The 20,892-nt window shown below is 55.9% G+C and carries 23 protein-coding genes; 13 read left to right on the top strand and 10 right to left on the bottom strand.

What is annotated here, in order from left to right; all coding sequences use genetic code 11:
• Positions 1 to 12 precede the first annotated feature (12 nt).
• On the bottom strand, positions 13 to 423 hold the full coding sequence (locus JWR17_RS16880) for an acetyl-CoA sensor PanZ family protein (RefSeq protein ID WP_299833078.1): 411 nt from the start codon (positions 421 to 423) through the stop codon (positions 13 to 15).
• Between the two features lie 249 nt (positions 424 to 672).
• Here JWR17_RS16880 and JWR17_RS16875 point away from each other — a divergent pair, with 249 nt between their 5' ends.
• The 7 genes from JWR17_RS16875 to JWR17_RS16845 all read left to right on the top strand — a co-directional run bounded on the left by JWR17_RS16875 (position 673) and on the right by JWR17_RS16845 (position 6,635).
• Positions 673 to 2,334, top strand: a complete 1,662-nt coding sequence (locus JWR17_RS16875) for an OFA family MFS transporter (protein ID WP_299833077.1) — start codon at positions 673 to 675, stop codon at positions 2,332 to 2,334.
• A gap of 271 nt (positions 2,335 to 2,605) precedes the next feature.
• On the top strand, positions 2,606 to 3,199 hold the full coding sequence (gene hisB / locus JWR17_RS16870) for an imidazoleglycerol-phosphate dehydratase HisB (RefSeq protein ID WP_299833076.1): 594 nt from the start codon (positions 2,606 to 2,608) through the stop codon (positions 3,197 to 3,199).
• The gene (gene hisH, locus JWR17_RS16865) at positions 3,199 to 3,837 is read left to right on the top strand and encodes an imidazole glycerol phosphate synthase subunit HisH (protein ID WP_299833075.1); all 639 of its coding nucleotides are present in this window, start codon (positions 3,199 to 3,201) and stop codon (positions 3,835 to 3,837) included. The genes hisB and hisH overlap by 1 nt, the downstream gene beginning before the upstream one ends.
• On the top strand, positions 3,837 to 4,094 hold the full coding sequence (locus tag JWR17_RS16860) for a DUF2164 domain-containing protein (protein ID WP_299833089.1): 258 nt from the start codon (positions 3,837 to 3,839) through the stop codon (positions 4,092 to 4,094). Before hisH ends, JWR17_RS16860 begins: the two co-directional genes overlap by 1 nt.
• Before the next feature lie 96 nt (positions 4,095 to 4,190).
• Positions 4,191 to 4,931, top strand: coding sequence for a 1-(5-phosphoribosyl)-5-[(5-phosphoribosylamino)methylideneamino]imidazole-4-carboxamide isomerase (gene hisA / locus JWR17_RS16855; RefSeq protein WP_299833074.1), 741 nt, complete (start codon positions 4,191 to 4,193; stop codon positions 4,929 to 4,931).
• A gap of 73 nt (positions 4,932 to 5,004) precedes the next feature.
• On the top strand, positions 5,005 to 5,775 hold the full coding sequence (gene hisF / locus JWR17_RS16850; protein WP_297838643.1) for an imidazole glycerol phosphate synthase subunit HisF: 771 nt from the start codon (positions 5,005 to 5,007) through the stop codon (positions 5,773 to 5,775).
• 74 nt (positions 5,776 to 5,849) lie between these two features.
• On the top strand, positions 5,850 to 6,635 hold the full coding sequence (locus JWR17_RS16845; protein ID WP_299833073.1) for an ABC transporter substrate-binding protein: 786 nt from the start codon (positions 5,850 to 5,852) through the stop codon (positions 6,633 to 6,635).
• A gap of 41 nt (positions 6,636 to 6,676) precedes the next feature.
• Here the strand turns inward: JWR17_RS16845 and JWR17_RS16840 are convergent, their stop codons facing one another.
• The 4 genes from JWR17_RS16840 to gpmI all read right to left on the bottom strand — a co-directional run bounded on the left by JWR17_RS16840 (position 6,677) and on the right by gpmI (position 11,866).
• Positions 6,677 to 7,477: a divergent polysaccharide deacetylase family protein gene (locus JWR17_RS16840; RefSeq protein WP_299833072.1), complete on the bottom strand. Its 801-nt coding sequence runs from the start codon at positions 7,475 to 7,477 to the stop codon at positions 6,677 to 6,679.
• A 1-nt stretch (position 7,478) separates the two neighbouring features.
• Positions 7,479 to 8,813 carry a S41 family peptidase gene (locus JWR17_RS16835; protein WP_299833071.1) on the bottom strand — a complete coding sequence of 445 codons (1,335 nt, stop codon included), beginning with the start codon at positions 8,811 to 8,813 and terminating at the stop codon, positions 7,479 to 7,481.
• Between the two features lie 34 nt (positions 8,814 to 8,847).
• Positions 8,848 to 10,176, bottom strand: a complete 1,329-nt coding sequence (locus JWR17_RS16830; protein ID WP_299833070.1) for a murein hydrolase activator EnvC — start codon at positions 10,174 to 10,176, stop codon at positions 8,848 to 8,850.
• Between the two features lie 154 nt (positions 10,177 to 10,330).
• On the bottom strand, positions 10,331 to 11,866 hold the full coding sequence (gene gpmI / locus JWR17_RS16825) for a 2,3-bisphosphoglycerate-independent phosphoglycerate mutase (RefSeq protein WP_299833069.1): 1,536 nt from the start codon (positions 11,864 to 11,866) through the stop codon (positions 10,331 to 10,333).
• Positions 11,867 to 12,012: 146 nt separating this feature from the next.
• Between gpmI and JWR17_RS16820 the strand changes: the two genes are divergently transcribed.
• Genes JWR17_RS16820 through secB form a run of 3 tightly spaced genes read left to right on the top strand, consistent with a single transcriptional unit; the run spans position 12,013 to position 13,209 of the window.
• Positions 12,013 to 12,426 (top strand): rhodanese-like domain-containing protein, encoded by a 414-nt coding sequence (locus JWR17_RS16820; protein ID WP_299833068.1) that lies wholly within the window; start codon positions 12,013 to 12,015, stop codon positions 12,424 to 12,426.
• A 1-nt stretch (position 12,427) separates the two neighbouring features.
• On the top strand, positions 12,428 to 12,682 hold the full coding sequence (gene grxC, locus JWR17_RS16815; protein WP_299833067.1) for a glutaredoxin 3: 255 nt from the start codon (positions 12,428 to 12,430) through the stop codon (positions 12,680 to 12,682).
• Positions 12,683 to 12,720: 38 nt separating this feature from the next.
• On the top strand, positions 12,721 to 13,209 hold the full coding sequence (secB, locus tag JWR17_RS16810) for a protein-export chaperone SecB (protein WP_299833066.1): 489 nt from the start codon (positions 12,721 to 12,723) through the stop codon (positions 13,207 to 13,209).
• Positions 13,210 to 13,296: 87 nt separating this feature from the next.
• On the opposite strand, the gene trmL is transcribed toward secB, so the two are convergent.
• Positions 13,297 to 13,752 carry a tRNA (uridine(34)/cytosine(34)/5-carboxymethylaminomethyluridine(34)-2'-O)-methyltransferase TrmL gene (gene trmL, locus JWR17_RS16805; RefSeq protein WP_299833065.1) on the bottom strand — a complete coding sequence of 152 codons (456 nt, stop codon included), beginning with the start codon at positions 13,750 to 13,752 and terminating at the stop codon, positions 13,297 to 13,299.
• Between trmL and JWR17_RS16800 the strand changes: the two genes are divergently transcribed.
• Positions 13,751 to 14,191 (top strand): hypothetical protein, encoded by a 441-nt coding sequence (locus JWR17_RS16800; protein ID WP_299833064.1) that lies wholly within the window; start codon positions 13,751 to 13,753, stop codon positions 14,189 to 14,191. The genes trmL and JWR17_RS16800 overlap by 2 nt on opposite strands.
• 263 nt (positions 14,192 to 14,454) lie before the next feature.
• On the opposite strand, the gene tauC is transcribed toward JWR17_RS16800, so the two are convergent.
• From tauC to tauA, 3 genes are read right to left on the bottom strand one after another with little or no spacing between them, the layout of a single operon-like run.
• On the bottom strand, positions 14,455 to 15,294 hold the full coding sequence (gene tauC, locus JWR17_RS16795; protein ID WP_299833063.1) for a taurine ABC transporter permease TauC: 840 nt from the start codon (positions 15,292 to 15,294) through the stop codon (positions 14,455 to 14,457).
• Positions 15,291 to 16,085 carry a taurine ABC transporter ATP-binding subunit gene (tauB, locus tag JWR17_RS16790; RefSeq protein WP_299833061.1) on the bottom strand — a complete coding sequence of 265 codons (795 nt, stop codon included), beginning with the start codon at positions 16,083 to 16,085 and terminating at the stop codon, positions 15,291 to 15,293. The genes tauC and tauB overlap by 4 nt, the downstream gene beginning before the upstream one ends.
• A 26-nt stretch (positions 16,086 to 16,111) precedes the next feature.
• The gene (gene tauA, locus JWR17_RS16785; RefSeq protein WP_299833060.1) at positions 16,112 to 17,089 is read right to left on the bottom strand and encodes a taurine ABC transporter substrate-binding protein; all 978 of its coding nucleotides are present in this window, start codon (positions 17,087 to 17,089) and stop codon (positions 16,112 to 16,114) included.
• 616 nt (positions 17,090 to 17,705) lie between these two features.
• Between tauA and JWR17_RS16780 the strand changes: the two genes are divergently transcribed.
• Positions 17,706 to 19,088 (top strand): OprD family outer membrane porin, encoded by a 1,383-nt coding sequence (locus JWR17_RS16780; RefSeq protein ID WP_299833059.1) that lies wholly within the window; start codon positions 17,706 to 17,708, stop codon positions 19,086 to 19,088.
• 82 nt (positions 19,089 to 19,170) lie between these two features.
• On the opposite strand, the gene JWR17_RS16775 is transcribed toward JWR17_RS16780, so the two are convergent.
• Complete coding sequence (locus tag JWR17_RS16775) at positions 19,171 to 19,848, bottom strand: histidine phosphatase family protein (protein ID WP_299833058.1); 678 nt, start codon at positions 19,846 to 19,848, stop codon at positions 19,171 to 19,173.
• Positions 19,849 to 20,217: 369 nt separating this feature from the next.
• Here JWR17_RS16775 and JWR17_RS16770 point away from each other — a divergent pair, with 369 nt between their 5' ends.
• A complete protein-coding gene (locus JWR17_RS16770) occupies positions 20,218 to 20,856 on the top strand; it encodes a peroxiredoxin (protein ID WP_299833056.1) in 639 nt (212 codons plus the stop codon).
• Positions 20,857 to 20,892: the final 36 nt, after the last annotated feature.

The raw sequence follows: 20,892 nt of genomic DNA, 5'->3' as shown, positions 1-20,892 counted from the left end.
TGTCACATTTCCTCAGCTTTGAGCCTGCTGGGGATCGAGAATCAGATGGAATTTGGCCGCCAATGCTTGGGCCTCAAGATGTCCGACAGGCGCCACCAGGCGCAGTTCACAGCCTGCTAGCCGGGCCATTTTCTGCGCCTCGACCAGCAAGCGTTCAGCGACTCCGCGGCGACGGGTAAGTTTTCTAACGCATAGCTGCGACAGGTGCCAAATGGTGCTTTGGCGTTGAACGCGCGCAGCGCCCAGCAGTCGATCATTGAAGCGCGCCGCCAACAATGTGCCTTCGCTCAGGCAGGATTCGATGAGCGCCTGACCATCGCCAAAGGGTGCCAAAAGCCAATCGGGGGCGTCGCCGTAAATCTTCTGTAAGTCTTCTTGATCCTGATAGGTCGCTGAGTGTATTGGTTCGATAACGATGGGCATTGGGTTTCCTCAGTCTTCGTCTGGCATGAGCGTAGCAGGCTAAATATTTGTAACAAAATAAGTAATGGCACAGTGCTTTCTATCTTGGTGCCGAATGCTAACCTCTGTAAACCAGCAGGTTCTGCTGCGTCTTTTTGTCGTGTGTTCGGAATTGCTGCCGATAAAAACAATAACGTCTCCCGGCATGGAAGGTTGGTGGCGTAGTTAGATGTCACCTGCGGGTGCTGTATCCATTTGAGGGTAATAATAATGAATCAAAGTGCCATGCTGAGCGGCTCCGTCGCACAGCCTGCGTTCTTATCTAAAGAGCGCATTATTGCAAAGCCTGGTTTCAACCGTTGGTTAGTTCCACCTGCCGCTTTAGCTATTCACCTGTGCATCGGTATGGCGTATGGCTTCTCGGTCTTTTGGCTGCCATTGTCTAAAGCACTCGGCATTAGCGCCGCCGTTGCCTGCGCGCCGGACACGAGCTTTGTAACACAGGTTTTTTCCTCTAATTGTGATTGGCCCATTTCGATGTTGGGCTGGATCTTTACCCTGTTCTTCATTTTCCTGGGGTGCTCTGCGGCGATCTGGGGCGGATGGCTGGAACATGCGGGTCCGCGCAAGGCCGGTGTGGTATCGGCACTGTGCTGGTGCGGCGGGCTGGTGATCTCTGCGTTGGGTATTTATACCCACCAGATATGGCTGATGTGGTTGGGTTCCGGTGTGATCGGCGGTATCGGTCTGGGCTTGGGTTACATCTCGCCCGTGTCGACCTTGATCAAATGGTTCCCGGACAAGCGCGGCATGGCGACCGGCATGGCGATCATGGGTTTCGGTGGCGGCGCAATGGTAGGCGCGCCACTGGCTGCGGCCCTGATGGGTCATTTCGCTTCGCCAACTGGTGTGGGCGTCTGGCAGAGCTTTTTGGCCATGGCGGCGATTTATTTCGTCTTCATGATCGGCGGTGCCTTGGCTTATCGCGTTCCGCCAACCGGCTGGAAACCTGAAGGCTGGACCGCCCCGGCGAAAAAAGCCAACAACGCGATGATTACTCACCGTCACGTGCACGTAAGTGTGGCCTGGAAAACACCTCAGTTCGTTCTGGTGTGGCTGGTGCTGTGCCTGAACGTGTCTGCCGGTATTGGTATTCTTGGCATGGCTTCGCCGCTGTTGCAGGAAGTCTTCGCCGGCAAGTTGCTGGGTAACGGCCTGTCGTTCGGTCAACTTGACGCGGGTCAGTTGGGCCAGATCGCAGCCATTGCAGCGGGCTTCACCGGTCTGTTGAGCTTATTCAACATCGGCGGGCGTTTCTTCTGGGCAACGTTCTCGGACTACATTGGCCGTAAAGCCACGTACTTCGTGTTCTTTGTGCTGGGTTTTATCCTTTACGCGTCGGTACCGAGCCTGGGTCACTCCGGCAGCGTCGCGCTGTTCGTAGCAGCGTTCTGCGTGATTCTTTCGATGTACGGCGGCGGCTTCGCAACTGTTCCGGCTTACTTGGCAGACTTGTTCGGAACACAGATGGTCGGCGCGATTCACGGCCGGTTGTTAACGGCATGGGCCGCGGCAGGCGTATTGGGTCCAGTGCTAGTTAACTACTTGCGCGAGTATCAACTAAGCATCGGTGTAGCACGTGCCGACGCTTACGACATCACGCTGTACATCCTCGCGGGCCTGTTGATCCTGGGCTTTATCTGCAACCTGCTGGTTCGTCCGGTGGCCGACAAATACTTCATGACGGACGCCGAGTTGGCCGTGGAGCAATCTTACGGGCACGACGTGGGTGCAGATCACACCACCGTGCTGGAGTGGAAAGCATCCGCCGCCAGCAAACCATGGGTGATCGCGGCCTGGTTGGTTGTGGGTATCCCGTTGGCGTGGGGCGTTTGGATCACCTTGCTGAAAACCGCAGTGTTGTTTCACTGACGAACAGCTCACGGCCTCGGTAAGAGCCAACGTGTTGGCTCTTATCAAACAACGCATAAATTATTGGCTTAAAAATAATCTGGAGCTGCGCAACAGCGCGGCGTCGGAGACGTGGAGGAACCTCCTACAGACTATGTTTCTGACCCAGACCCGGGCCTCTTCGCCAAGGAATTTGGCCCCACTGGATGTGCGGCATATCTGATACTTCATGCCAGCCTGTTCTAGGCCTATAATGCTCGCCTTTTTCGCCCAATGATTTGCGGAGTTGGTGATGGCCGAACGTAAGGCGTCCGTCGAGCGCGACACTCTGGAAACCCAGATCAAAGCCTCGATCAACCTGGATGGCACCGGAAAGGCCCGATTTGATATCGGCGTTCCTTTTCTTGAGCATATGCTCGATCAGATTGCCCGGCACGGGCTGATCGACTTGGATATCGAATGCAAAGGCGACTTGGCTATCGACGACCACCACACGGTGGAAGATGTCGGTATTACCTTGGGCAAAGCCTTTAGCGAAGCAATTGGCGATAAAAAAGGCATTCGTCGTTACGGCCACGCTTACGTGCCGCTCGATGAGGCGCTGTCCCGTGTGGTCATCGATTTTTCTGGCCGCCCAGGTTTACAAATGCATGTGCCGTATACCCGCGCTACCGTGGGCGGCTTCGACGTGGACTTGTTCCAGGAGTTTTTCCAGGGCTTCGTCAACCACGCCAACGTCACGCTGCACATCGACAACTTGCGTGGGACCAATACTCACCACCAGATCGAGACCGTGTTCAAGGCTTTCGGCCGCGCGCTGCGCATGGCGATAGAACTGGATGACCGTATGGCCGGACAAATGCCATCGACCAAAGGCGTGCTCTGATGCAAACCGTTGCGGTTATCGATTACGGCATGGGCAACCTGCACTCAGTCGCCAAGGCGCTTGAGCACGTTGGCGCCGGCAAGGTATTGATTACCAGCGATGCCACAGTGATCCGCGAAGCGGACCGTGTGGTGTTCCCAGGTGTTGGCGCTATTCGCGATTGCATGGCTGAGATCCGCCGCCTTGGCTTTGACGAGCTGGTACGCGAAGTCAGCCAGGACCGCCCGTTTCTCGGCATTTGTGTGGGCATGCAAGCCTTGCTCGAACGCAGCGAAGAAAGCGGCGGCGTTGATTGCATCGGCGTGTTCCCGGGTCAGGTGCGCTTTTTCGGCAAGGATTTGCACGACGATGGCGAGCACCTCAAGGTGCCCCACATGGGCTGGAATGAAGTCACCCAAACCGTCGATCATCCGCTGTGGCACAACATTCCGGACTTGGCGCGTTTCTATTTCGTGCACAGTTACTACATCGAGGCCGCCAACAAGCGGCAGGTGGCAGGCAGCGGTCATTACGGTCTGGATTTCGCTGCTGCGTTGGCCGAAGGCTCGCGTTTTGCCGTGCAGTTTCATCCGGAGAAGAGCCATACCCATGGCCTGCAACTGCTGCAGAACTTCGCCGCATGGGACGGTCGCTGGTAATGGCCAAGAAGGCCAAGCCGCCGATCCTGACCCTCACGCCTGAACAGGAGAGTGAGGCGAACCATAAGATCAAGCGCTTCATGGAGGACCGCTTCGAACTGAGCCTGGGTTCGTTCGAAGCGGCAGAAATCCTCGAGTTGTTTACCCGCGAAATTGCTCCGCACTATTACAATCGGGCGATTTTCGATGTGCAGGCGCACCTTAAAGAAAGGTTCGAAAGCATCGAAAGCGATCTATGGGCGCTTGAGAAGAACTAAAGGCAGCGGCAAGCTTCAGGCTGCAAGAATTGGTAGATACGCAGACTTGCAGCTTATGGCTTGCAGCTTGCCGCTCTTTTGACGAAGGAAAAACGCATGCTCATTATTCCCGCTATCGATCTTAAAGACGGTGCCTGTGTGCGTTTGCGCCAGGGCCGTATGGAAGATTCCACGGTGTTCTCCGATGACCCGGTGAGCATGGCTGCCAAATGGGTAGAGGGCGGTTGCCGTCGTCTGCACCTGGTCGATCTGAATGGCGCGTTCGAAGGTCAGCCGGTCAACGGTGACGTGGTTACAGCGATTGCCAAACGCTACCCGCAACTGCCGATCCAGATCGGCGGCGGTATCCGGTCGCTTGAAACCATCGAGCATTACGTTAAAGCTGGCGTGAGCTACGTGATTATCGGCACCAAAGCAGTGAAAGACCCTGCCTTCGTCGCCGAAGCCTGCCGTGCATTCCCCGGCAGAATCATCGTCGGTCTGGACGCCAAGGACGGCTTCGTCGCCACCGATGGCTGGGCTGAGATCAGCACGATTCAGGTGATCGATCTGGCCAAGCGTTTCGAAGCGGACGGCGTGTCGGCCATCGTTTATACCGACATCGCCAAAGACGGCATGATGCAGGGCTGCAACGTTCCATTCACTGCGGCATTGGCAGCAGCGACTCGGATTCCAGTGATTGCTTCCGGAGGGATTCACAACCTGGGCGACATCAAGTCGCTGCTCGATGCCAGGGCACCCGGAATCATCGGCGCAATCACAGGCCGGGCGATTTACGAAGGGACGCTGGACGTGGCAGAAGCTCAGGCTTTTTGTGACAGCTATAAGCCATCGTAAGACTTTGACTGTTCTGTAGGAGCCAACAAGTTAGCTCCTACAGGTCCACAACCGTTTTCGGAGAATAGGCCCTATGGCCCTGGCCAAACGCATTATCCCTTGCCTTGATGTCGACAACGGTCGAGTGGTCAAAGGCGTCAAGTTCGAGAACATACGCGACGCCGGTGATCCGGTCGAAATTGCTCGCCGCTACGACGAGCAGGGCGCGGACGAGATCACTTTTCTTGATATCACTGCCAGCGTCGACGGCCGTGATACCACGTTGCACACTGTCGAACGCATGGCCAGCCAGGTATTTATCCCGCTGACCGTAGGCGGTGGCGTGCGCACGGTGCAAGACATCCGCAACCTGCTCAATGCGGGAGCGGACAAGGTCTCGATCAACACAGCTGCAGTATTCAACCCCGACTTCGTTGGCGAAGCCGCTGCCCGCTTTGGTTCGCAATGCATCGTGGTCGCTATTGACGCCAAGCGTGTTTCTTTACCGGGCGAAACGCCCCGCTGGGAAATCTTCACCCATGGCGGGCGCAAGCCGACAGGACTGGACGCTGTGTTGTGGGCCAAGAAAATGGAAGAACTGGGGGCCGGTGAGATTTTGCTGACCAGCATGGATCAGGACGGTATGAAAAACGGTTTTGATCTGGGTGTAACCCGGGCCATCAGCGACGCGCTAGGGATTCCGGTGATCGCTTCAGGCGGGGTCGGAAATCTTGAGCACTTGGCCGCCGGTGTATTAGAAGGCCACGCTAGTGCGGTGCTGGCAGCGAGCATCTTTCACTTTGGCGAATACACCGTTCCTGAAGCGAAGGCCTACATGGCCAGTCGCGGTATTGTCATGCGTTGAATAAGCATTGATGGCCACTTGATATTGGTGGCGTCGACGTTCACTCTGAGGCGGTCATGGACAGGGGTTGACGCATGTTTAAGCGTGTTCTTATTGTACTAACGGGTATTGGTTTTTTGCTGCTAGGCGTAGCCCATGGTGCGAACGCTGATAGCGATACGCCTGTTGTGGGCGCAACGTCAGGTTATTCGGTGGTGTTGCTGACGGAAAACTTTCCGCCTTACAACATGGCGACTGACGGCAAAAACTTTGCTCCAGACCAGAAGATTGCAGGTATCTCGGCCGAGATACTGCGCGAAACCTTCAAGCGAGCCGGGGTCGGCTATAGCATGACCTTGCGTTTCCCTTGGGACCGTATCTACAAACTGGCGATGGACACTCCGGGCTACGGCGTTTTCTCTACGGCGCGCTCGCCTGATCGGGAGAAGCTCTTCAAGTGGGTAGGCCCGCTTGGCGCGGACGACTGGATTATGCTGGCGAAGGCCAGCAGCGGCATCGAGCTAAGCAGCCTTGAACAGGCCAAAAAATACCGAATCGGCGCTTACAAAGGCGATCGCATTGCCGATCAGCTAGCTGCCGACGGGCTAAAACCGGTGTTGGTGCTGCGTGATCAGGACAACGCGAGAAAGCTGGCCGATGGTCAGCTTGATTTGTGGGCGACGGGTGATCCCGCAGGCCGCTACCTGGCCCGTCAGGAGGGCGTCACCGGCCTCAAAACCGTGCTGCGTTTTAACAGTGACCAGTTGTTCCTTGCGCTGAACAAAGACGTACCGGATGAAATAGTCGCGAAACTGCAAAAAGCCCTGGACCAGATGCGCGCCGAGGGCAAGGTCGACGAGATATTGGGTCGGTATTTGTAGTGTCGCTGCAACCCTCCTACGGAAAATTTAATCTTCTGTAGTCAGCGATAAACGCCATTCTTGCCATGCCCAGCCATTGCCTGGTTGCCGCGCAGGCTAATCATCTGGCGCAGCTCTATCCAGACGACCCCTTGGGCCTTGAGGCGCGGCAGCTCCCGTTCAAGCACGTCGAGGGTGACGGGGTAGGGGTGGCCGATCATAACCACCGACCCCTGTTTGTGAGCCAATGCGATGGCCGCATTCAGCTGCCCAGTGATGGCCGCTGTCGTGCGCTCGTCATCGAGAAAAATATCCCGGGACAAGCTTGCCAGACCGATGCGCTGAGCCTCAGCGGCGGCCACGGTTTTAGCGCTGGTGCGGCTGTCGAGCAAAAACAGATGGCGCCGCTGCAATTCAGCCACCAGCCACGTCATCGCTACCGGTTCCGCCGTCATGCGGCTGCCCATGTGGTTGTTGATGCCCGCTGCGTACGGCACGGCAAGCAACGCCGCGTTCAAACGCTTTTCAAGTTCTGGAAGGGGAAGCTCAGGGTGCCAGGCAAATGGCCCGGTTGCAGGGTCCATGGGCATATGCAGAATGACGGTCTTGCGCGCTCGATGAGCCTCGCGAGCAAATTCTGTTGCGTGAGGTGTGTCCGGCATTATCGCCAGCGTGACCGGGCCAGGTAGGGCCAGGGCACGACTGTCGCCGGAAGGGCTTTGCCCTAGATCGTCGATGACCAGGCTGAGATACGCAACGTGGAGCGCATTGCCGGTATTGACCGGTTCAACGGGCGCCGCCTGGGCAACGCCAATCAAACTGTACGAAAGCGCCCACAGCCACGTAGGCAACCATAAGCGCATGTCAGTTGCCGCGCGTAACGCTCAGGCCTTTGAGCAAGCTCAGAGCCTGGCTCAGCTGGTAGTCGTCATCTTGGGGACGTGCCTTCGCAGCGGCAGCTTTGGTCAATAGGGTTGGCTTGTCCGCCCCACCGTTGCCGTTGCCCAGGTGCCCGGTCAAATCCGCTTCCTTGTAATTCTCGCTGTCCACATCGGTGGTGAACTTGCCGCGGCGGACCTCGATGTCGGGCGAGATACCCTGGGCCTGAATCGATCGGCCGTTAGGTGTGTAGTACAGCGCGGTAGTAATTTTGATGGCGCGGTCGTTGGCCAGCGGCAGCACGGTTTGCACCGAACCTTTACCGAAGCTCTCTGTGCCCATCAGCACGCCGCGTTTCTGGTCCTGCAAAGCACCCGCCACGATTTCCGATGCCGAAGCACTGCCGCCGTTGATCAGTACCACCAATGGCACGCCTTCGCTGGCATCGGCCGGGTCGGCATAGAAGCGCAGCTCGGAGTTGGCGATGCGGCCTTTGGTGTATACGATCAGGCCTTTGGTCAAGAAGTGGTCGGCTACTTCCACGGCCGCTTGCAACACGCCGCCCGGGTTGTTGCGCAGGTCAAGAATCAGCCCGCTCATTTTCTTGCCGTTGTCTTTGCGCAGTTTGGCCAGCGCCTTGCCGACTTCTTCGCCGGTTTTGACCTGGAACTGTGTGATGCGGATATAACCGTAGCCGTTTTCGAGCATTTGCGCCTTGACGCTTTTGACCTGAATCGTCGCGCGAGCCAAGGTCACGTCAAACGGAGCACCGCCGTCGCGCACCAGTGTCAGGGTGATTTTCTCACCGAGCTTGCCGCGCATCTTATCGACCGCTTCCTGCATGGTCTGGCCGCGGGTAGGCGCACCATTGATCTTCACGATCAAGTCACCGGCTTCAACGCCAGCCTTGGACGCAGGCGTGTCATCGATAGGCGAGACGACTTTGATGAACCCGTCCTCGATACCGACTTCGATACCCAGCCCGCCGAATTCGCCGCTGGTGCTTTCCTGCAGCTCCTGGAAATCTTCCGGGCCGAGGTAAGCGGAGTGCGGGTCGAGGTTGCTGAGCATGCCCTTGATGGCGTTCTCAAGAAGGGTTTTATCATCTACAGGTTCGACGTAGGCGGCTTTGATCCTATCCATGACCTCGGCGAACGTGCGCAACTCTTCTAGCGGCAAAGGCGCTTTGGCGGCTGGGACGGTTGCGGCGGCGGAAGCCGGTGCTGCAGGTTTGACAGCTTCTGCGGCGGTTGCCAGAGGAGCGCCGATAACGATCGCAATAGCCAGAGCCAGCGAAGTGAGGCGGGACAAATGCAGCATCGAACGAACTCCTAAACCTGAGGTTGGCGCCAGCTTATCCTTGAACATGGCACCATTGCGCCGGGTCACTAGGGCGACCCTGCTGACGTATAGCGAAATACAACGCCGGTGTTTCTTGACCACCACTGTTACCTACCGTGGAAATCGCCTCACCCGCTTTAACAATATCGCCAGCGTCCTTGAGCAGACTCTGGTTGTGCCCATACAAACTCAAAAAACCGTTGCCGTGGTCGAGAATGACCAGAAGGCCAGCGCCACGCAACCAGTCGGCAAACACCACGCGACCACCGTGCACCGCATGTACCTGGCTGCCTGCAGGGGCGCTGATCATCACGCCATCCCACTTGGTACGAGCGTCATCACCGCGTGTTTCACCGAAACGCGCCAGTAGTCGACCATCAACCGGCCAAGGAAGTTTTCCCTTTGCTTGCTCAAAAGGCCCGCCATACGAAACTCCGGCGCTGGAAACCAGCACGCCGGGCGCTTTGACGGGGCGCTTTACCGGCGCTTCGTCATCGTTATCACGGCCGTTTTCTTTGCTGCTGTTCTTCGCCAGGGCGCGAGCCTGTTCATCACGCTGACGCTGTTTTTCCGCTTCTTGCTGGGCAATCAACGCTTTTTGCCGGGCCTCTTCAGCTTCGCGGGCCTGTCGGGCCAAGGTTTCTTCAATGGTTTTCAGCACATTGGCCAGATCACTTTGTTCTTGCTGGCGGGTCTGCAGCTTTACGTCTCGGGCTTTTACGTCGACATTGAGTTTGGCCAGTGCTTGCTGGCGTTCCTGGCGAACCTTGTCCAACTCTTGATGCTGGTCCTCAAGGTTGCTTTTTTGCACCAACAATTGAGCTTGTTGCAGGTCGATGTCTTTTTCGACGCCGGCCAACTTGCTCAGGGTTTCGCTGAAATTGCGTATTTGCGCCATGCGGGCTTGGCTTAAATAATCATAATAGGTCAGCGTTCGGGCGAATTTTTCCGGGTTCTGCTGATTCAACAGTAATTTCAGGTATTCCTCGCGGCCACCCTGATAAGCGGCACGGGCCTGAATCGCGATCAGCCGTTGTTGTTCAACGCGAGAACTTTGGAGCTTCTTTTTTTCCTGGTCGAGCCGTTGCAGCTCGACTTCAGTCTTTTTTTGTTCCTTCTGCAGGGCCTCCACCTGCTTTTCCAGCTTACCCATCTCGGTTTCTGTGCCGCGCAGGTCTTTCTGCACGCCGGATTTTTCCTGCTGCAATTCACCGAGGCGTTTCTTCAGCTCGGTGATGTCTTTTCGGGCTGCCTCCAACTGCTGTTGGGTTTGCGCGCGCTCATCGGCGAACACTGGAGTGAGCAGACACATCAAAACTAGGGCGATCAGGACGCGAAGCATGGGGCGGGCGACACCAAGGAAGAGTGAACAGAGCCTAGTATGCCCGCCGCGCGCCGCAAAAAAAACGCCCCAGGGCTACTGCTTTGGGGCGAGTCGGATAATTGACCGGTGCCGAAGATTTTCAGAGCACCGGTTTTGCGCTGTTTAGCGCGATTTATTTAGCGACCAGGATCGAATGACCGGTCATCTCTTGCGGCTTTTCCATGCCCAGAAGCTGCAACATAGTTGGCGCCACATCGGCCAGAACCCCACCTTCACGAACTTTCAGGTCGCGTTTGCCCACATAAATAAACGGTACTGGCTCCGATGTGTGCGCCGTGTGAGCCTGGCCGGTCTTTTCATCGGACATTTGTTCGACGTTGCCGTGGTCAGCAGTAATCAGCGCTTCTCCACCGACCTTATCCAGCGCGGTAACAATCCGACCAATGCACACGTCAAGGTATTCGACGGCTTTGATCGCGGCTTCCAGAATCCCGCTGTGGCCGACCATGTCGCCGTTGGCGTAGTTGACGATGATGACGTCAAAACGCTGATTTTCAATGGCGTCGACGATTTTATCGGTGACTTCCGGCGCACTCATTTCCGGCTGCAAATCGTAGGTGGCGACTTTTGGCGACGGAATCAAGATGCGCTCTTCGCCGGGAAACGGTTCTTCACGACCGCCGGAGAAGAAGAAGGTCACGTGGGCGTATTTTTCGGTTTCGGCGATCCGCAGCTGGGTTTTGCCATTGTTCGACAGGTATTCACCGAGCACGTTTTTCAGGCTGCCAGCGGCAAATGCCGACGGGGCAGGGATGCTGGCGGCATATTGAGTGAGCATGACGAAGCCGGCCAGCTTTGCCTGGCGAGGGCGTTCGAAGTCCTTGAAATTGTCTTCGACGAAGACCCGGGTCAGCTCCCGTGCACGGTCGGCGCGGAAGTTCATGAAGATCACGGCGTCACCGTCTTCAACCTTGACCTTGTCACCAATGCTGGTGGCTTTGACGAATTCGTCGTTCTCGCCGCGTTCGTAAGCAGCAGCCAGGCCTGCTTCGCTGGTGTCTGCCTGAAACTCGGAAGTACCGTCGACGATCAAGTTGTAAGCGGACGCCACACGGTCCCAGCGATTGTCGCGGTCCATGGCGAAGTAGCGACCAATAATCGTGGCGGTGCGGCCCTTGCCCAGTTTGGCGAACGTCGAATCCATCAGTTCAAGGGAGGCTTTGGCACTGCGTGGCGGGGTGTCACGGCCGTCGAGGAAAGCGTGCAGGTAAATTTTTTCTGCGCCTTGCTGGGCGGCCAACTCAGCCATGGCGACCAAGTGATCCTGATGGCTGTGTACACCTCCAGGGGACAACAGGCCCATAATGTGCACCGCTTTGCCGGCACTGACGGCTTTATCGACTGCGCCGCAGATCGCCGGATTTTTGAAGAAGTCGCCGTCCCGGATTGACTTGGTGACGCGGGTAAAGTCCTGATAAACCACACGGCCAGCGCCGAGGTTCATGTGCCCCACCTCAGAATTGCCCATCTGCCCGTCCGGTAGGCCGACGTCCATCCCGGAACCGGAGATCAGCCCGTTGGGCTGGGTCGCGTACAGGCGGTCCATGACCGGCATCTTGGCATCGTAAATAGCATTCCCGTCATGGCTATCGCTGTGGCCGAAGCCGTCCAAGATGATCAGAACCAGAGGTTTTGGCGTGGCAGTCATAGATTCCACTCGCGGCTAATGAACGAAGTAAAAAAACAGATCGGCATATTAAGGCCAAGTTCAAACGGCGTCACTGCCGTACGGGCTTTGGCCGACCTTGGGTGCTGTGTATACTGGCCGCCATTTTAACGCCCTGGAACCTACTGATGGTTGCTCATCTGATTGAATTTGCCACTAACCACTATTTGCTGGCTGGCGCCTTCGCCATTCTGCTCGCGTTGTTGATCGCGACAGAAATCAGCAAAGGTGGCCGCAGCCTCAGCACCCGTGAGCTGACGTCGCTGGTCAACAGTGATCAGGGCGTAGTTATCGACGTCCGTTCGGCCAAGGATTTCTCGGCTGGTCATATCGTTGGCGCTCTGAGCTTTCCGCAAGACAAAGTGATTTCTCGCGTTGCCGAGCTGGAAAAACACAAGGCAAAGACGCTGATCATCGTTGACGCCCAAGGTCAGCACGCTGGCGCTACCGCTCGGGAATTGCTCAAGGCTGGCTTCACCGCCGCCAAGCTGTCCGGCGGCGTGTCTGCCTGGCGCTCCGACAATCTTCCTTTGGTGAAGTGAAATGGCTGACGTCATCGTCTATTCGAGCGACTGGTGCCCGTACTGCATCCGTGCCAAGCAATTGCTGGAAAGCAAGGGCATTGCCTTCGAAGAAATCAGGGTCGATGGCAAGCCACAGCTTCGCGCTGAAATGACCCGGAAAGCTGGACGTACCTCTGTTCCGCAAATCTGGATCGGTGCAAACCACGTCGGTGGTTGTGATGATTTGTTTGCCCTTGAGCGCGCCGGTAAGCTCGACGCGCTGCTTCAGGCTTGAATCCGAAATCCTACAGAACCTTATAAGAAGGACCTGACATGACTGACCAATCGACCAACGGCGCTGTTGCAGAAGACGCCGAAGCTCCGCAATTTTCCTTGCAGCGCATCTACGTCCGTGACTTATCGTTCGAAGCACCGAAAAGCCCGGCGATTTTTCGCCAGGAATGGACGCCAAGCGTTGCGCTGGACCTGAATACACGCCAGAAGCCGCTGGAAGGCGATTTCTACGAAGTGGTTCTTACACTGTCGGTTACCGTGAATAACGGTGACGAAGTGGCTTTCATCGTTGAAGTGCAGCAAGCTGGCATCTTCTTGATCAAAGGCCTCGACCCAGCAGGCATGAGCCACACGCTTGGCGCGTTCTGCCCGAACATTTTGTTCCCGTACGCTCGCGAAACCATCGACAGCCTGGTTGTACGCGGTTCGTTCCCTGCGCTGATGCTGGCCCCGGTCAATTTTGACGCGCTGTACGCGCAAGAGTTGTCCCGCCTGCAAGCGTCCGGCGAAGCCCCGACTGTGCAATAAGCGGCACGTCGGAAGTGAAAAAGCGCCTTTTGGGGCGCTTTTTTTGTTTGGTGCGCAAGTCTACTTCACAGACCTGCGTAGGGCCGTCTAAGCGAAATCCAGCTGTCGCCACGCCTCGTACACCGCCACTGCGACCGTATTCGACAGGTTCAGGCTGCGGCAGCCTTCGCGCATGGGCAGGCGCAAGCGGTGGTCGCTTGAAAGCGAATCAAGGATGTCGGCGGGCAAGCCACGGCTTTCCGGCCCGAACAGAAAGGCGTCGCCCTTTTCGAAGCGCGCGTCATGAAAAGGCCGAGAGCCTTTTGTGGTAAAAGCAAACAGGCGTGGCTGACCGAGGGTTTCCAGGCAGCTTTGCAAGTCAGCGTGGGTTTTAAGGCTGGCGTACTCATGGTAATCGAGCCCGGCACGACGTAAGCGCTTGTCGTCCAGTTCGAAACCCAGCGGCTCGATCAAATGCAGGGTGCAGCCACTGTTGGCGCACAGCCTGATGATATTGCCGGTATTCGGCGGAATTTCTGGTTGAAAAAGGATGACGTGAAACATGCACGGCTCCGAATTGAAAGACGGGCTGCATTCTACCCCTGAAGAAGACCCGAGGCCGAAACTATGGCCGAAGGTATTGGGCTCGATGGCGATTGTAGGAGTGATGGTCGGCTTGATGATCGGTCGCCTTACCGCTCCCGACCCGTTGGAACTGCAGCAGATTGAACCTGGCGCGGACGGTCTGGTGCTGTGGTTCAACCAGGAACCAAAAGTCTTGGGTGAGCAAGTGTCGGGTTCGCTGGCAATGCTATTCAACGCAAAAGGCGAAACGCAAAAAGGCGAATTCAAACTCAACGGCAAAGATGTTCGCTGGAGGGTGCAACACGCGGATGGGGGTTTGTTGCTTAATCTACTGGCGGCCCGCCCTTTGCACGGTGACTGGCACGGTGCAAAAGTGGACGGGCGCTGGAGACTGGAGGTCAGCCTCCGAGAGGAATAAAAGAGGGGAATCCCCGGCCTGCCTGTACCAAGGTCCCCAAAACTGGTGTTACATAACCTATTGCAGGCTGCGTGCCAGTTTTTAAATTCCAGCGTAAATAGAGGCTTTTTCTCTGGAGAAGCCCTTTAGCTATGGCGTCTTGGGGGTTTTCGAATTTTTTCGGAGCTTGCGCGGAAAACTTCACTTTCCGGGTATAGCGAAATCCCTGCACACAATTTGCGCATTAAAAGGGTGCGGGACACCAAAGTGATGCATTTTCAGGGCTAATGGGCTTGGCCATGCCAAGGCACCAGCTTACGTTGCAGCACGCGGAGTCCCATCTCCATGGCAAACGCAATCAGCGCAATCACCAAAATCCCCAGCACCACCACGTCAGTAACCAAAAATTGCGCTGCCGACTGAACCATAAAGCCCAGGCCACTGGTGGCGGCGATCAATTCGGCGGCCACCAGCGTTGACCAGCCCACGCCCAGGCCGATTCGCACGCCAGTCAGAATGTCCGGCAACGCGCTCGGCAGGATCACATGGCGAATCAATTGCCAGCGTGTTGCCCCCAGCGACTGCGCCGCGCGGATTTTTGCCGGGTCCACGGTGCGTACGCCGGTAGCGGTAGAAATCGCCACCGGGGCGAAGATCGCCAGATAGATCAGCAGCACTTTCGACAGCTCGCCGATGCCGCACCAAATCACGATCAGAGGCAAATACGCCAGCGGCGGAATGGGTCGGTAAAACTCGATCAACGGATCAAAGATGCCCCGTGCGATGCGGTTATGCCCAATGGCGATACCCACCGGCACGGCGGTTATCACCGCAAAGAACAGACCCAGACCAATGCGTTGCAAGCTTGCACCGAGGTGCTGCCACAAGGTTGAGTCCATGTAACCCTTGGTCGCCAGCAGCCAGCCTTTCTCCAGCACAGCGGCCGGTGGCGGCAAGAACAGCGGCTCAATCCATTCGGCGGCTGTGACTGCCCACCAGATCGCGAGGAGGGTGATCAAGGTCAGTACGCTAATCCAGCGCGTACTCACGCTGCGCCGTACTGGCATGACCGAAGGCTTGTTTGCAGCCGCTTTAGCGGTTGCCTGTAGTTCGTAGCTACTCATGGGCGTTGCTCCCGGACCGAGACGCTGCGCTGAGAGAAGACCTTAGACAGCACATGTTCACGGGTCTCGATAAAGCTCGGGTCGGATTTAATGGCGCGGGCCGACTCGCCTTGCGCATAACGTTGGCCGAAATCCAGCTTCAGCCGCTCGACGATTTGCCCTGGATTGGGCGCGAGCAAGATCAGGTCAGTGGCCAGAAACACCGCTTCTTCAATGTCGTGGGTGATCAGAAAAACCGGCTTGGCGGTGCGTTTCCACACTTGCAGCAGTAACTCCTGCATTTGTTCGCGGGTGAACGCATCGAGGGCGCCGAAAGGTTCGTCCATCAACAGGACTCGCGGATCGGCGGCCAATGCGCGGGCCAGTCCGACACGCTGCTTCTGACCCCCGGACAGTTGCCAGATGCGTCGATGGTCAAAGTCAGCCAGATCGACCAGCGCCAGCATCTCTCGAGCTTTGATTTCACGCTGAGCCCGAGGCATGCCAGCCAGCTGGAGGCCGAAGCAGACGTTGTCCAACACATCCTGCCACGGCAGCAACGCATCATCCTGAAACACCACGCCACGTTCGGCGCTGGGGCCTTTGACGGGAACACCGTCCAGAGTGATACGCCCGGCACTGGGCTCAACGAAACCGGCGATCAAATTCAGCAGCGAAGTTTTGCCGCTGCCCGAAGGCCCCAGCGCTACCAAGAGCTGTTGCGGCCCCAGGGTCAGGGATATATCGGACAGCACCGGCTCAACTGCACCGGGATACTGTGCGCCGATACGCTCCAACTGTAGCAAAGCCATGGCAAACGCTCCGAAGTGGCGGCTGATTACTGAGTGATGAACTTGGCGCTTACGTACGGCGAGTAGTCGGCCAGCACCGCGTCGACCTTGCCTTGCTCCTTGAGGAACGCAGCGGTTTTGGTCACGGCTTCGATGGTGGGTGCGCCCAGGGCCACAACCTGATCGGCAGCCAACGGGTAGACGTTGCCTTGCAGCAGCACCGGGATGTCGGTGGCTTTGGCACCGGACAACTTCACCAGCTTGTCGACGTTACTGGTGGTAGCGATCCAGGCCGCCGGGTCTTTGCGGTAAGCGGCGTAGGCGTCAAGGGTGACCTTGGCGAACGCGCTGACAATGTCCGGGTGCTTGGCAGCGAAGTCTTTGCGCACGATCCACGCATCAAACGTTGGAGCGCCGAGCTTGGCCAGTTCGCCTGAGGTGATCAGCACTTTGCCAGTTTCCTTGGCAACGCCCAGTGCGGGGTCCCACACGTAGGTAGCGTCGATATCGCCACGCTTCCAGGCAGCGGCAATGGCCGGTGGAGCGAGGTTGAGAATGGTGACTTTCGATGGATCGATATTCCAGTGCTTCAGCGCGGCCAGAAGGCTGTAATGACCGGTGGAAACAAACGGCACCGCAATTTTTTTGCCGATGAGGTCCTGTGGCGAATTGATTCCTGAACCGTTGCGTACGACAAGGGCTTCGGCGGCACCGATCTGGGTGGCGATGAGGAAGGTTTCAACCGGTAACTTGCGGGTTGCAGCGGCGGTGAGCGGGCTCGAACCAAGGTAGCCGATTTGTACGTCACCGGAGGCGATGGCGGTAATCACATCGGCACCGCTATCAAACTTGCGCCAGTCGATTTTCGACTGAGTGGCTTTTTCGTAAGCACCGTCGGCCTGTGCGACCTTGGCTGGATCGACGGTGGTTTGATAGGCAACGGTGAAGTCTGCAGCTTGGGCGAAGAAACTGGCGGCCGCCAACGACATGGCCGCCAGCACGCGTAATGGGGTGTTCCGTTTCATCATGAAGCTCCAAATCAGGCAGCCGAAACTCGGCGGAAATGAAGACTAAATGATCTAAGAACCAGTAAATAAAGAACGTTTTGGTATTAGCTTATGAGCGGAAATGCGCCCCAATCCGGGACCGCTGCGAGCTGTTGATGCTGACCAATTTGGAAACATATTTTTCGACGAGATACACAAACTGTAACTTAATTTTGAGAAATTCCCGCCGATGACGTTTGATGTACCCCCGGCTGCGACTTGGATGCGTGGCCATGAATAACAGTCGGATCATGGTTTTCAACAGAAAATTAGTCATTTGGAAATAAAAAATATCGTTTCTATAGCTTTTACGAATAAAAAGCGATAAAAATGGCGGCAAAAGGCTATTGGTTTGGAAAAAAGGATTTAATATTCCATAATCGTCTGAAAAACGATGAAACAATTCTTTTTCGAATTATGAAATATTATTTAATCTCTTTCCAAGATTTGGGACGACATTAGACCAAGGTCGGTATGTGACAGTAATGTGTTGACTTGGTGGTCACACTTTAGTGCTATTCGCACATCCAGGTGGAAAGGGCGTCAGATCCCCAAGCTCTGGAAGACAAAAATTAGAAACACTGAGGAGCAAAACATGTACAAGTCAAGCTTGGCACTGGCTGTCGCTTTGGGCGTACTCGCTCAACAAGCAGGCGCTGCAGGATTCCTAGAAGACAGCAAACTGAACCTCAGTTCTCGTACTTTTTACTACGAGAACGATGCTCATAACGCGGGCGGTTTCAACCAACGCGAAACGGCCGAAGTTCTAAAACTTGATTACCTCTCCGGCTTTACCCAAGGCACCATCGGTGTCGGTGTCGATGCTCAGGTACTCTACGGCCTGCAACTCGATGGCGGCCCTGGCCACCACGTTGCTACCGGCAACTCTTTCTGGCCTAGCGACAGCGACGGCAGTGCCCAGGACGACTTGGCGCGGGGCGATGCCAACGTGAAGTTCCGCTACTCGAAAACCGAATTTCACCTTGGTGGTGCCTTGGCCCCGCAATTGCCGATTCTGTTGGCAAACGACAGCCGTGCCATGCCGCAGAACTTTGACGGTGGCATCCTGACCTCCAAAGACTTGGACAACGTAACCTTCGTTGCTGGTCAGCTGGAACATTCCACCGGTCGTGCGTCAACGAACAGTACTGCGCTGGGCGTTTCTGGTTCGGGTGCTTTTAAAGGCAGCAACCAGTTCCGGTTCGGTGGCGCAGATTGGAAGGTCACTAAAGACCTGACCTTGCAGTACTACCATGCCAACCTGGAAGACTTCTACAAACAAGATTTCTTCGGTCTGGTACACGTTTTACCTCTTGGTGACGACCAGTCGTTCAAGACCGACCTTCGTTATTTCCGCAGCCGATCCGATGGTGCGAATAGTAGCGGTGATGCTGGCTATAATTTCGGTCAGAACGGCGGTTACGGTGCGAATGGCGGTGAAATCGACAACAACACTTGGTCCAGCATCTTCACCTACCAATTGGGCGGCTCGAAGTTTCTGGTCGGCTATCAAAGCGTAAGTAAGGACGGCGGCTTTGTTCTGTTGAACCAAGGTAACGTGACTAAAGACGGTAAACCTGCGGCTACAAATGGCAGCAACAGCGAAGACAACGGTGGTACTAGCTTTTACCTCTTCACTGACTCAGTGGTTAACAGCTTCATTCGTGCAGGTGAGCAGACCCAGTTTGCTCAATATTCCTATGACTTTGGCCGTGTCGGCGTACCTGGTCTGACCGGTGCAATTTCTTACCTGAAAGGTACGAATATTGAGAGTTCGGTAGCGAATAGCAATAAAACGTTCGGTGAGTGGGAACGTGATGCGCGTATCGATTACGTAATCCAGACCGGCGTCATGAAAGGCTTCGGTACTACTCTGCGTACCGGTAGCTACCACGTGAGCGACCACGTTGGTAACGGCACCACCCGCAGCACCGATCAGACCCGTTTGATCTTCAACTACACCTACGCTTTCTTTTGATAGCTGAGTTGAGTTGAAAAAAAGCCCCGTCATTGTACGGGGCTTTTTAATGCTTACGATTTCTAAGGCGTGGGATTCGAGATTACTTACCGACCACGCTCTGCCAGTCAGTAGCGTCGACAAAGCCGGTAACTACAGGCCGCCCCCCGTCGTTGCTTGCCGTCAGAAATAACGAGTAGCCGTAATCACGGGTCTTGGAAGCGGGTAAATCCATGAGCTTTTCAAGGGCAGCAAAGCATTCACTATGAGTAACCAATACCAAATTGCGGCCCTTCACCTTGTGGCTAAGGGTGTCGGTCAACATGGTTTTTTTGCAGTTGAATAGCCAGCCCTGATCAACGCTGGCGTAATTGAACATGAAGCCAGAAGTTTGTGCTGCGCGGGTCAGGGGGCTGCTGTAGATGTCAGCGTTTTGCATACCGAGCTTCTGGAATTGCAGGCCCACGTTTTGAACGGCGCTTTTGCCTCTCTCTGTAATGCCATCGAGAGGTCCCAGGCATGGGGCGGAGGAATGGTCACAGCGCTCCGCATGCCGAACCAGAACGATCATGTCGCCCTTGGCCCAATGCGCTTTGAAGTCAATGAGATTGGCGGCAGTGGCTTTAGCCAGATTCGGAAGGATGGCGGGGCGTGATAAAACAGCGCCCGCGCACGCAACCACCCCTACACAGAGCAGCGCAGTCCAGCGGGATTTATACTTTGAGAGATCGGCAAGGCTTACCGAACCCCGGGTCCGGGCAAGCCATAGCCGGTACTCCATTGAACTGCTCCTGCGACGCTAACTACAGGCGCCACGTTTGGATCGATGACGAAAAGTTGGATCGTATGAAGGAAACGTGAATCAACGGTCAGATTGATAAAACACGGGAGAGGAGTCCGGCTTTATCAGCGTTGGAATGATTATGTCGAGACAGACGTAAACGGAAGGTGAAACAAGTGTGAAAAATAGGGGCCGGTTTGATGACATTTGTGAAAATTTCATTAACGTTCCGACGGTATACCCTTCCAAACGGCTACCTCTGCTGTGTTTTATTCCATAACCAACTACCTAAAGCGCTATTCGTTCTTATTAAATTTCATAAACCGAAGGCACAGTGTCAGACCAACCTTAACTCCAAGGACCCGCACCATGAGCCTAAGACTCGGCGACATCGCCCCCGATTTCGAGCAGGAATCCAGCGAAGGGAATATTCGCTTCCATGAGTGGTTAGGTGATAGTTGGGGCGTGCTGTTCTCCCACCCCGCGGACTTCACTCCGGTATGCACCACTGAGTTGGGATTCACCGCCAAGCTCAAGGATGAATTCACCAAACGCAACGTCAAGGCCATCGCGCTGTCAGTGGACCCGGTGGATTCACACGTCAAATGGATCGATGACATCAACCGTACGCAAAACACCATCGTCAACTTCCCAATCCTGGCTGACGCTGACCGTCAAGTGTCGGACCTGTATGACCTGATTCACCCCAATGCAAGCGACACATTAACCGTACGCTCGTTGTTCGTGATCGACCCGAACAAGAAGATTCGCCTGACCATTACCTATCCCGCCAGCACCGGCCGTAACTTTCACGAAATTCTGCGAGTGATTGATTCGCTGCAATTGACTGACAATTACAAAGTCGCCACCCCAGCCAATTGGCTGGATGGCGAAGACGTAGTCATCGTGCCGTCAATCAAGGATGAAGATGAAATCAAGCGGCGCTTCCCCAAGGGTTACACCGCCGTCACTCCGTACTTGCGCCTGACGCCACAACCCAATCGTTAATAGCCTTTGCCAAAAAAAGGGGCCGTTTATGCGGTC

The organism is Pseudomonas sp. (assembly GCF_028293835.1).
In the GTDB taxonomy this organism is placed as follows: Bacteria; Pseudomonadota; Gammaproteobacteria; order Pseudomonadales; family Pseudomonadaceae; genus Aquipseudomonas.
The sequence above is the reverse complement of the archived record's forward strand: the minus strand, read 5'-3'. Positions and strand labels throughout refer to the sequence as shown.